Consider the following 11223-nt stretch of genomic DNA (forward strand, 5'->3'; position numbering starts at 1 on the left):
GGAGTGAGCATGGAAGCTTTCAACGCCCTGCTGGCCGGTTTCGGCAGCGCCCTGCAACCGATGACCCTCATGTGGGGCTTCGCGGGCTGCCTGCTCGGCACCCTGGTGGGGGTGCTGCCGGGCATCAGCCCGGCGCTGACCATCGCCCTGCTGCTGCCCCTGACCTACCAGGTGCCGGCCACCAGCATGTTCGTGATGTTCGCCGGCATCTACTACGGGGCGGCCTACGGCGGCTCCACCACCTCCATCCTGCTCAACACGCCGGGCGAGTCGGGTGCGGTGGTGACGGCGCTCGAAGGCAACAAGATGGCGCGGCGTGGCCGCGCCGGCCAGGCCCTGGCGACGGCGGCCATCGGCAGCTTCGTGGCGGGCACCATCGGCACGGTGGCCCTGACCTTCTTTGCGCCCTGGGTGGTGGAGGCGGCGCTGGCCTTCGGGCCGGCGGAGTATTTCAGCCTGATGGTGCTGTCGCTGGTGGCGGTGTCGGCGGTGCTGGGCAGCTCGGTGCTGCGCGGCCTGCTGAGCCTGTGCGCGGGCCTGCTCTGCGGCCTGGTGGGCATCGACCTGCAGACGGGGCAGCCGCGCTTCACCTTCGGGCGCGCCGAGCTGCTTGATGGGCTGGAGGTGACGGTGGTGGCGGTGGGCCTGTTCGCGGTGGGCGAGGCCCTGTACCTGGCCTGGCAGGGGCGCGAGTCGCGCAGCGGCGAAGTGATGAAGATGTCGGGCAGCCTGTGGCTGAGCAAGCAGGATTGGGCGCGCTCCTGGAAACCGTGGATCCGCGGCTCGCTGTTCGGTTTTCCCATCGGCGCGCTGCCGGCGGGTGGCGCGGAGCTGCCCACCATGCTGTCCTACTACACCGAGAAAAAGCTCTCGAAGCACCCCGAGGAGTTCGGCCACGGCGCGATCGAAGGCGTAGCCGGGCCGGAGGCGGCCAACAATGCGGCGGCGGCCGGCGTGCTCATGCCCCTGCTCACGCTGGGCATCCCCACCTCGGCCACGGCGGCCATCATGCTGTCGGCCTTCGAAGGCTATGGCATCCAGACCGGGCCACAGCTGTTCAGCCAGCAGGGCGCCCTGGTGTGGACGCTGATCGCCAGCCTCTACATCGGCAACGTCATCCTGCTGGTGCTCAACCTGCCGCTGGTGCACCTGTGGGTTCGGCTGCTGAAGATCCCGCCGCCCTGGCTCTACGCCGGCATCATCGTGATCTCCACCGCCGGGGTCTATGGCGCGGGCAACTCGGTGTTCAACGTGGGCCTGCTGTTCTTCTTCGGCCTCATCGGTTTTGTCATGCGGCGTTTCGACTTCCCGGCGGCGCCCCTGATCGTGGGCATGATCCTGGCGCCCATGGCCGAGCAGTCCATGCGGCAGGCGCTGACCATCAGCCAGGGCGACTGGTTCACCTTCTTCACGCGTCCGCTGTCCGGCTCGCTGATGGCCGTGGCCATGCTGCTGCTGGTGTTGCCGCCGCTGGTCCGGCGCTACCGTCGCCGGGCACTGGCCTAGAAGCTGAAGCCGCCCGGAAAGAGCCAGAGCAGCGCCACCGTCATCGTGAGGTAACGCGCCAGCTTGCCGATGGCCATGTAGAGCAGGCAGGGCCAGAAGGGCAGGCGCAGCCAGCCAGCCACCGCGCACAGCGGGTCGCCGATCAGGGGCAGCCAGCTCAGCAGGCAGGCCCTGGGGCCGATGCGTTCCAGCCAGTCGAGCGCGCGCAAGTGGGTGTCCGAGTGTCTGTACTTGTCGATCAGCTTGTGGGATTCCCAGCCCATGGCCCAGCTGACGGCGCCGCCCAGGGTGTTGCCGGCGGTTGCGACCAGGATGGCCGGCCAGAACAATTCCGGGTTGAGCTTGAGCAGGCCGAACAGCGCCGGCTCCGAACCCAGCGGCAGCAGGGTGGCCGAGACGAAGGCGATGAGGAACAGTGTGACCAGCCCGTACTGGGGCAGGGCCAATAGCTCCAGCAGATGGGCGATCCAGGACTCCATAGACTGCGAGTATAGGTAGCGCTTGCGGCGGATGGCGCTTGATTTCAATTGCTGAAATTTTGTGCAGCTAGAATACCCGGCCCGGCTGCTGCCAGTTCTGGCGGTGGCATTTCTCATTGGCGCCTTACTTTTCCACACCCGCATGCACATCGGTTCCTTCGAACTGCCGAACACCCTGTTCGTGGCCCCGATGGCGGGCGTGACGGACCGGCCCTTCCGCAGCCTGTGCAAGGCGCTGGGCGCGGGATATGCGGTCAGCGAGATGGTGACCTCGCGCAAGGACCTGTGGAACACCCTCAAGACCTCGCGCCGCGCCAACCACGAGGGCGAAGCCGGGCCGATCGCCGTGCAGATCGCCGGGACCGACGCTCCCATGATGGCCGAGGCCGCCGCCTACAACATCGACCGCGGTGCCCAGATCATCGACATCAATATGGGCTGCCCGGCCAAGAAGGTCTGCAACAAGTGGGCCGGCTCGGCCCTGATGCAGGACGAGGTGCTGGCGCTGGAGATCGTCGAGGCCGTGGTGGCCGCCTGCGCACCGCGCAATGTGCCGGTGACGCTGAAGATGCGTACGGGCTGGTGCCAGACCGAAAAGAACGCCTTGACCATCGCGCGCGCGGCCGAGAGCGCCGGCGTCCAGATGGTCACGGTGCACGGCCGCACCCGCGAGCAGGGTTACAAGGGCGCGGCCGAGTACGACACCATCGCTGCCGTCAAGGCCGCTCTGCGTATCCCGGTCGTGGCCAACGGCGATATCCACTCGCCCGAAAAGGCCCTGGCCGTGCTGCGCGCTACCGGTGCCGACGCGCTGATGATCGGCCGTGCTGCCCAGGGCCGGCCCTGGATCTTTCGCGAGATCGGCCACTACCTCGCCACGGGAGAGCACCTGGCCCCGCCACTGGTGGTCGAGGTCCGGCGTCTGCTGCTCGAGCATCTGGAAGACCATTACGCGCTCTACGGCGAATACACGGGCGTGCGCAGCGCGCGCAAGCACATAGGCTGGTACCTCAAGGCCTTGCCGGGTGGCGAGGCTTTCCGTGCCCGCATGAACACGCTGGAAGACAGCCAGGCCCAGGTGCAGGCCGTGGCGGAATTTTTTGACGAACTGGGCACGCACATGGACCGCATGCCCGCGGCCGTGGCGGATGCCTTTGAAAACAGGGATGAAGAGCAGATGGAGCTTGCCGCATGAGCAAAAAACAGATCGAAGAATGCGTGCGTACCAGCCTGGAAGGCTATTTCAAGGATTTGCGCGGCACCGAGCCCGACGGCATGTACGAGATGCTGGTGCGCATCGTCGAAAAGCCGCTGCTGGAAGTGGTGATGCAGCAGGCGGAACACAACCAGTCGCGCGCTGCGCTCTGGCTGGGCCTGAACCGCAACACCCTGCGCAAGAAACTGGTCGAACACAAACTACTCAAGTAAACAAGGCATGAACGCACTCCTCTCCGTTTCCGACAAGACCGGCATCGTCGAATTCGCCCAGGCCCTGCATGCGCTGGGCATCAAGCTGATCTCCACCGGCGGCACCGCCAAGCTGCTGGCCGAGGCCAAACTGCCCGTGACCGAGGTGGCCGAGGTGACCGGTTTCCCCGAGATGCTGGACGGCCGGGTCAAGACCCTGCACCCGCTGGTGCACGGCGGCCTGCTGGCCCGGCGCGACCTGCCCGAGCACATGGCCGCGCTCAAGGCGCACCAGATCGACACCATCGACCTGCTGGTGGTCAATCTCTACCCCTTCGAAGCCACGGTGGCCAAGCCCGGCTGCACGCTGGAGGACGCGATCGAGAACATCGACATCGGTGGCCCGGCCATGGTGCGCAGCGCGGCCAAAAACTGGAAGGACGTGGGTGTGCTGACCGACGCTTCGCAGTACCCGGCGGTGCTGGATGAACTGAAGAAAAACGGCAAGGTGTCCGACAAGCTGCGCTTCGCGCTGTCGGTGGCGGCCTTCAACCGCATTGCCAACTACGACGCGGCCATCAGCAACTATCTGTCGGCGATCAACGAGGACGGTACGCACGCCGCCTTCTCGGCCCAGGCCAACAGCAATATGGTCAAGCTGCAGGACCTGCGTTACGGCGAGAACCCGCACCAGTCGGCCGCCTTCTACCGCGACCTCTATCCGGCGCCGGGTTCACTGGTGACGGCCAGGCAGTTGCAGGGCAAGGAGCTGAGCTACAACAATATCGCGGACGGCGACGCGGCCTGGGAGTGCGTGAAGAGCTTCGAGGTGCCGGCCTGCGTAATCGTCAAGCATGCCAACCCCTGCGGCGTCGCCATGGGCAAGGACGCGCTGGAGGCCTACAGCAAGGCCTTCCAGACCGATCCGACCTCGGCCTTCGGCGGCATCATCGCCTTCAACCGCACGGTGGACCTTGCAGCCGCCCAAGCAGTGAGCAAGCAGTTTGTCGAGGTGCTGATGGCGCCAGCTTACACGCCCGAGGCGCTGGAACTCTTCAAGGTCAAGGCCAATGTGCGTGTGCTGCAGATCTCCCTGGACGGCGTGAAGCGCGACGGCAAGACGGCCTGGGAGCGCGGACAGAACTCGCACGACGTCAAGCGCGTGGGCTCGGGCCTGCTGATCCAGACCGCCGACAACCACGAGCTGCAGCGCAGCGACCTGAAAGTGGTCACAAAGAAGGCGCCAACACCGCAGCAACTCGAAGACCTGCTCTTCGCCTGGAAGGTGGGCAAGTTCGTCAAGAGCAATGCCATCGTCTTCTGCAAGGACGGCATGACCATGGGCGTGGGCGCCGGCCAGATGAGCCGCCTGGACTCGGCGCGCATTGCCAGCATCAAGGCCCAGCACGCCAATCTGTCGCTGCAGGGCACGGTGGTGGCCAGCGACGCCTTCTTCCCCTTCCGCGACGGCCTGGATGTGGTGGTGGATGCCGGTGCGACCTGCGTGATCCAGCCCGGTGGCTCCATGCGTGACCAGGAAGTCATCGATGCGGCCGACGAGCGCGGCGTGGCCATGGTGTTCAGTGGGATCCGGCATTTCCGCCACTGAAATGGCAAGACACGAATGAGAAAAGCGGCCCGAGGCCGCTTTTCTCATGGGCGCTGGCGATCTATTTCGCCAGCAGCTTGAAGACTTCGCGGGCGGCAGCTACGGTCACGGCGATATCTTCTTCGCTGTGCGCGGCACTCACGAAACCTGCTTCATAGAGGGCCGGGGCGATGTAGACGCCACGGTCCAGCAGACCGTGAAACAGGGTGTTGAAGCGGGCGTTGTCGGTCTTCATGACCGTGGCGTAGTTCTGCGGCAGCTCGGACATCAGGAAGAAGCCGAACATGCCGCCCTGGCAGTCGGCGCTGAAAGCCACGCCTTCGGCTGCCGCGGCGGTTTTCAATCCCTCGACCAGCGAACGCGTCTTGCGTGACAGGGCCTCGAAGAAGCCCGGCTTGCTGATCTCGCGCAGGGTCGCCAGGCCGCAGGCCGTGGCCACCGGGTTGCCGGAGAGCGTGCCGGCCTGGTAGACCGGGCCCAGCGGGGCCATCTGCTCCATGAGGGCGCGCGGCCCGCCGAAGGCCGCCAGCGGCATGCCGCCGCCGATGACCTTGCCCAGTACCGTGATGTCCGGCTTGAAGCCCGGGATGGCCTGGGCGTAGACACTTTGCGCGCTGCCCAGGGCCACGCGGAAACCCGTCATGACCTCGTCGAACACCAGCAGGGCGCCGTGTTGCGTGCAGAGTTCACGGCAGCGCTGCATGAAGGGCACCGAGGCGCGCACGAAGTTCATGTTGCCGGCGATGGGCTCGATCATCAGGCAGGCGAGTTCCTTGCCGTGCAGGGCGAAGGCTTCCTCGAGCTGCTGCACGTTGTTGTACTCGAGCACCAGGGTGTGCTGCACCACCTCGGCCGGCACGCCGGCGCTGGTGGGGTTGCCGAAGGTGGCCAGGCCCGAGCCGGCCTTGACCAGCAGGGCGTCGGCGTGGCCGTGGTAGCAGCCCTCGAACTTGATGATCTTGCTGCGCCCGGTGGCGCCGCGCGCCAGGCGGATGGCGCTCATGCCAGCCTCGGTGCCCGAACTGACCAGGCGCACCATCTCCATGGAGGGCACGAATTTCAGGATCTCTTCGGCCAGCTCGATCTCGCGCTCGGTCGGGGCGCCGAAGGAAAAGCCTTCGGTCACGGCCTTCTGCACGGCTTCGACCACAGCCGGGTGACCATGTCCCAGGATCATCGGGCCCCAGGAACCGATGTAGTCGATGTAACGGCGGTTGTTGGCGTCCCAGAAATAGGCGCCTTGCGCGCGCTGGACAAAACGGGGGGTGCCGCCGACAGCGCGGAAGGCGCGTACAGGCGAGTTCACGCCGCCGGGAATGACGCGCTTGGCGCGCTCGAACAGGATCTCGTTACGGTCAGTGCTGGGTGTCATGGGGGGGCAGTTCCAGTGGGGAGGCAGGGCTCTGCGGCTCATCTTCGGAAGGGTCGCTGTCGTCAAGGTCGGCCTGGGCCCAGAACAGGCGGTCCGGGATCACGTGACCCATGCCGGGGCGAAAGCCGCCGTCCAGGCAGTGGTCCAGATAGCCCAGTGCCTCGGTGAAGGCTTCCGTCAGGTCGCAGCCGCTGGCGATGAGGGCGGTGAGTGTGGCCGTCAGGGTGTCGCCGGCACCGGAGAACACCGCTTCAAAGCGCTCGAACTTCTCGCTGGTCAGCACGGATTGCGGCGAGGTCAGCACATTGTCGATGTGCTGTTCGGGGGCAGGGATGCCGGTCACCAGGGTGTAAGGCACTCCGTACTCGCCGGCGGCGCGGGCGATGTCGCGAGCGCTCGGGCTGCGCTCGCCTTCCCAGTCGGGCAGCAGCCAGCGCCAGAGGGTGCTGTGGTTTCCGACCAACACTGTGGTCTGGGGCAAAACCAGTTCCTGAAAGGCGTCCAGGTAGAGGTCGATCTGCACCTCGTTCCACCAGGACAGGTTGGGCATGTAGGCGATCAGCGGGATGTCCGGGTAGTCGGTGGCGATCTCGGCGATGGCGCTGAGATTCTCCGGCGTGCCGGCAAACCCGACCTTGATGGCCTGCACGGTGACGTCTTCCAGCAGGCAACGCGCCTGCTCGGCTACCACCTCTTCGTCGAAGGGAAAGTGGTCGAAAGTTTCTGCGGTATCACGCGCGTAGGTGCCGGTGATGACGGGCAAGGCATGCGCGCCGGCCGAGGCGATGGCAGACACGTCGCCAGACAATCCGCCGGCGCCGCTGGGGTCGTTGGCATTGAATACCAGCACGCACGGCGGCTGGCTCGGATCGTGCGCGGTTTCCTCGGGGGCTGGGGTTTGCATGGGCTGGCCTGTGGCGGTCATCAGGCAGAATACGACAAGTCGTTGCGCGAAAGCCGGCTGAGAGTGGTTTTCGCTTTGTACAATGTTGCATTCTATTCGAAGGTCTCGTAAGCTGTGAGTGATAAGAAAACCTGGATGTGTCTGATCTGTGGCTGGATCTATGATGAGGCGGCTGGCGATCCGGAGCACGGCATTGCGCCGGGAACCGTTTGGGCAGATGTGCCCATGAACTGGACCTGTCCTGAATGCGGTGCGCGCAAGGAAGATTTCGAAATGGTCCAGATCTGAGGTCGGGTCTGAGTGATGGCGTCTGCATCGCTTCAGCCGGCCGTAATCAGGAGTAGGGTTCAGTGAGCACTCAAGAATCGCCCCTCAAGGTCCTCGTGATCGATGACAGCAACACCATCCGCCGCAGTGCCGAGATTTTTCTCAAGCAGGGCGGGCATGAGGTGATGCTGGCCGAAGACGGCTTCGATGCCCTGGCCAAGGTCAACGACTACCAGCCCAACCTGATTTTCTGCGACATCCTGATGCCGCGCCTCGATGGTTACCAGACCTGCGCCATCATCAAGCGCAATGCCAAGTTCACCTCGGTGCCGGTGGTCATGCTGTCGTCCAAGGACGGGGTGTTCGACAAGGCGCGCGGTCGCATGGTGGGGGCCCAGGACTACCTGACCAAACCGTTTACCAAAGACCAGCTGTTGCAGGCCGTGCAGCAGTTTGGCATAGTCTCGCAAGGAGTGAATTGATGCCGATACGCAAAGTTTTGATCGTGGACGATTCCAAGACGGAATTGATGTTTCTGACGGATTTGCTCCAGAAAAACGGGATGGCCGTGAAGACTGCCGAGGATGCCGACGATGCTTTCCGGCGCCTGGCCGAAGACAAGCCCGACCTGATCCTCATGGACGTGGTCATGCCGGGGCAGAACGGCTTCCAGCTCACGCGCGCCATCAACCGCACGCCCGAGTACGCCGAGATCCCGATCATCATCTGCACCAGCAAGAACCTGGAAACCGACCGTGTCTGGGGCATGCGCCAGGGCGCGCGCGACTACGTGACCAAGCCGGTGGACGAAGCCGAATTGCTGGGCAAGATCAAGGCACTGGGCTGACTCACACCCCATGGCCAATCGCGAAGCTCTAAGGGACCTGCAGTCACGACTTGCCAGCCGCTTGCAAGCGGCCAAGGCCGAAGGTCTCTCCATTTCGTGGCTGGCGGTGCGTGCGGGGGGGCTGGATTACCTGCTGCCCCTAGCCCAGTCGGGTGAGATTTTCCCTCTGCCTGCGGTGCAGGCGGTGCCCTACTCGCAGCCATGGTTTCTGGGGGTCGTCAACTTGCGTGGCGGCCTGTATGGCGTGGTGGACCTGGCGTCCTACATTGCCGGTAAGGCGCCGGTGCGCACGGAGCAGTACTGGGCCGAGGCCAGTGTGGTCACGCTCAATGCCGCCCTGGAGATCAATTGCTCCTTGCTGATCGATTCCCTGGCGGGCCTGCGCCATGTCGGGGCGTTCTCGGGTTCCGAGCCGCCGCCCGAAGGCGCGCCTCCCTATTTCGGTAACCGTTACGTCGATGCTGACGGCAGCCGCTGGCAGGAGATCAACCTCCAGCAACTGTCGCAGATGAGCGAGTTTTTGAGCATCAGTGCCTGAAGACAGGCCACCCTAACAATCCTGAAGGTTGCATCATGTCCGTCCTCAACAAACTCTTTGGCAAGAAGGCGCCCGATACGGAGCAGAGTGTTGGCCTGAGTCTGGCCATGCCCGACGATCTGTCTGCCCTGCATGCGCCGCGCGCCGCGGCCCCTGGCAAATCGGCGGACACCCAGCTGCAAGACTTGCCTGCGCCGGTGCCGCTGGACCAGGACGACATGGTCAGCGTGCCCCTGCTGGGGCGCCGTCCGATTGCCGAGCAGCAGCGTCTGCTGTGGTGGCTGCTGGGTCTGGCGCTGGTGGTGCTGGGCGCGATCGCCTTCGTGGCGCTGACGGCCGCCGACCGCGTGGCGCAGCAGCTGAATGCCACTGGCCAGTCCCTGATGCAGTCGCAGCGCCTGGCCAAGTCGGTGTCGCAGGCCCTGGTGGGTGTGCCCCAGGCCTTCGCCGAAGTCAAGGAGAGTTCCAGCTACCTGGTGCGCTCCGTCAAGGGCCTGCGCGACAGCGATTACGCCCTGCGCCTGGAGCCCATCGATGCCGACCTGCTGCCGCAGCTCGAGAAGATCATCCCCCTGATGGAGCGTGCCGAGAAAAGTGCCGCTGCCATCGTGGCGCAGGAGAAGATCCTGACCCAGGTCGGCGCCGCCCTACGTACCATCAACCGCCAGTCGTCCGACCTGCTGGAGATCGCCGAGACGGTGTCTTCGCTCAAGCTGCAGCAGAACGCCAGCGCCGCCGAAATTTCCGCGGCCGGTCAGCTGGTGATGCTGACCCAGCGCATCGGCAAGTCGTCCAACGAGTTCCTGACGGCCGAGGGTGTGAGCCCGGAAGCCGTGTTCCTGCTGGGCAAGGACTTGAACTCCTTCAAGGAAATTGCACAGGGTCTGCTCGACGGCAGCCCCGAGTTGCGCCTGAACGCCTCCAAGGATGCGCAGACGCGCGAGCAGATCGAGGCGCTGATCAAGCTGTATGAACTGACCCGCACCCAGGCCGGTGCCATTCTGGGCAACCTGCAGGGCCTGGTCTCGGCGCGTAGCGCGCAGATCACCATCATCAACGACAGCGAGCCGATGCGCCGCGACCTGGAAGAGTTGCAGGGGCAACTGGCCACGCGTACCGGTCTGGGCCCGACCTCCCTGTTGTCCCTGATCGGCGCCGCCATCTTCGCCCTGCTCTGCGCTGCCGGTCTGGCGCGTGTGCAGCTGATGGACAGCCGTCGCCGCCAGGTGATGGCCGAAGCGCAACGACTGGAAGCCGAGCGCCAGGAACAGGAGGCCAAGCGTGTCAACGACGCCAACCAGGCCGCCATTCTGCGACTGATGAACGAACTGCAGACGGTGGCCGAAGGCGATCTGACGCAGGAAGCCACGGTGACCGAGGACATCACGGGTGCCATCGCCGACTCGGTGAACTATACGGTGGAAGAGCTGCGACTGCTGGTGGGCAACGTGCAGAACACCGCGGCCCAGGTGGCGCAGACGACGGCCGAGGTGGACCAGACGTCCACGGAACTGCTGGCCGCATCGAACGAACAGCTGCACGAGATTCGCGAAACCGGTCGCTCCGTGGTGGACATGTCGACCCGCATCAACCAGGTCTCGCATCAGGCGCAGGAATCGGCCGCGGTGGCGCGCCAGTCCCTGCAGGCTGCCGAGTCCGGCCTCAAGGCCGTGCAGGACGCCATCGGCGGTATGAACTCCATCCGTGACCAGATCCAGGACACCTCCAAGCGGATCAAGCGCCTGGGTGAATCCTCGCAGGAGATTGGTGAAATCACCGAGCTGATCTCGGACATTACCGAGCAGACCAACGTGCTGGCCCTGAACGCCGCCATCCAGGCGGCGTCTGCCGGTGAAGCTGGCCGCGGCTTCTCGGTGGTGGCGGAAGAAGTGCAGCGACTGGCTGAACGTTCCGCAGACGCCACGCGCCAGATCTCGGCGCTGGTGAAGGCGATTCAGACCGACACGCAGGACGCCGTGGCCGCCATGGAGCGCTCCACCCAGGGTGTGGTCGAGGGAGCGCGACTGTCCGACAATGCCGGTACCGCGCTGACCGAGATCGACCGCGTGTCGCGTCGACTGGCCGAGCTGATCGAGCAGATTTCCGACTCCACCTCGAAGGAGGCCGCGATGGCCAACGTGGTGGCCGACAACATCCAGCACATCTTCGCCGTGACCGAGCAGACCGGTGAAGGTACGCGGGCCACGGCCGCCCAGGTGCGCGAACTCTCGCGCATGGCTGAAGAGCTGCGCCAGTCGGTCGCACGATTCAAGATTTCCTGACCCCCGCCCGTC

Annotated in this window: 12 protein-coding genes; 9 read left to right on the forward strand and 3 right to left on the reverse strand. The window is 65.1% G+C overall.

What is annotated here, in order from left to right; genetic code table 11:
- Positions 1-9: 9 nt before the first annotated feature.
- Positions 10-1506, forward strand: a complete 1497-nt coding sequence (locus HTY51_RS00470) for a tripartite tricarboxylate transporter permease (RefSeq protein WP_174250889.1) — start codon at positions 10-12, stop codon at positions 1504-1506.
- On the opposite strand, the gene HTY51_RS00475 is transcribed toward HTY51_RS00470, so the two are convergent.
- A complete protein-coding gene (locus tag HTY51_RS00475) occupies positions 1503-1985 on the reverse strand; it encodes a YqaA family protein (RefSeq protein ID WP_174250890.1) in 483 nt (160 codons plus the stop codon). The two genes, HTY51_RS00470 and HTY51_RS00475, sit on opposite strands and share 4 nt — an antisense overlap.
- Positions 1986-2127: 142 nt before the next feature.
- On the opposite strand from HTY51_RS00475, the gene dusB reads away from it, so the two are divergent.
- From dusB to purH, 3 genes are read left to right on the forward strand one after another with little or no spacing between them, the layout of a single operon-like run.
- Complete coding sequence (dusB, locus tag HTY51_RS00480) at positions 2128-3180, forward strand: tRNA dihydrouridine synthase DusB (RefSeq protein ID WP_174250891.1); 1053 nt, start codon at positions 2128-2130, stop codon at positions 3178-3180.
- A complete protein-coding gene (locus HTY51_RS00485) occupies positions 3177-3413 on the forward strand; it encodes a Fis family transcriptional regulator (protein ID WP_174250892.1) in 237 nt (78 codons plus the stop codon). The genes dusB and HTY51_RS00485 overlap by 4 nt, the downstream gene beginning before the upstream one ends.
- Before the next feature lie 7 nt (positions 3414-3420).
- Positions 3421-5001, forward strand: a complete 1581-nt coding sequence (purH, locus tag HTY51_RS00490; RefSeq protein ID WP_174250893.1) for a bifunctional phosphoribosylaminoimidazolecarboxamide formyltransferase/IMP cyclohydrolase — start codon at positions 3421-3423, stop codon at positions 4999-5001.
- A 61-nt stretch (positions 5002-5062) separates the two neighbouring features.
- Here the strand turns inward: purH and hemL are convergent, their stop codons facing one another.
- The gene (gene hemL / locus HTY51_RS00495) at positions 5063-6373 is read right to left on the reverse strand and encodes a glutamate-1-semialdehyde 2,1-aminomutase (RefSeq protein ID WP_174250894.1); all 1311 of its coding nucleotides are present in this window, start codon (positions 6371-6373) and stop codon (positions 5063-5065) included.
- A complete protein-coding gene (locus HTY51_RS00500) occupies positions 6357-7277 on the reverse strand; it encodes a bifunctional hydroxymethylpyrimidine kinase/phosphomethylpyrimidine kinase (RefSeq protein ID WP_254606939.1) in 921 nt (306 codons plus the stop codon). The genes hemL and HTY51_RS00500 overlap by 17 nt, the downstream gene beginning before the upstream one ends.
- Before the next feature lie 135 nt (positions 7278-7412).
- Here HTY51_RS00500 and HTY51_RS00505 point away from each other — a divergent pair, with 135 nt between their 5' ends.
- From HTY51_RS00505 to HTY51_RS00525, 5 genes are all read left to right on the forward strand, one after another.
- Positions 7413-7565: a rubredoxin gene (locus HTY51_RS00505; RefSeq protein WP_174254106.1), complete on the forward strand. Its 153-nt coding sequence runs from the start codon at positions 7413-7415 to the stop codon at positions 7563-7565.
- Positions 7566-7627: 62 nt separating this feature from the next.
- The gene (locus tag HTY51_RS00510; RefSeq protein WP_174250896.1) at positions 7628-8026 is read left to right on the forward strand and encodes a PleD family two-component system response regulator; all 399 of its coding nucleotides are present in this window, start codon (positions 7628-7630) and stop codon (positions 8024-8026) included.
- Positions 8026-8391, forward strand: coding sequence for a PleD family two-component system response regulator (locus tag HTY51_RS00515; protein ID WP_057674732.1), 366 nt, complete (start codon positions 8026-8028; stop codon positions 8389-8391). Before HTY51_RS00510 ends, HTY51_RS00515 begins: the two co-directional genes overlap by 1 nt.
- 10 nt (positions 8392-8401) lie before the next feature.
- The gene (locus HTY51_RS00520) at positions 8402-8929 is read left to right on the forward strand and encodes a chemotaxis protein CheW (RefSeq protein ID WP_174250897.1); all 528 of its coding nucleotides are present in this window, start codon (positions 8402-8404) and stop codon (positions 8927-8929) included.
- A 35-nt stretch (positions 8930-8964) separates the two neighbouring features.
- Positions 8965-11211: a methyl-accepting chemotaxis protein gene (locus HTY51_RS00525; RefSeq protein WP_174250898.1), complete on the forward strand. Its 2247-nt coding sequence runs from the start codon at positions 8965-8967 to the stop codon at positions 11209-11211.
- The last annotated feature ends 12 nt before the right edge of the window (positions 11212-11223 follow it).

The organism is Rhodoferax sp. BAB1 (assembly GCF_013334205.1).
Classification (GTDB): Bacteria; Pseudomonadota; Gammaproteobacteria; order Burkholderiales; family Burkholderiaceae_C; genus Hylemonella.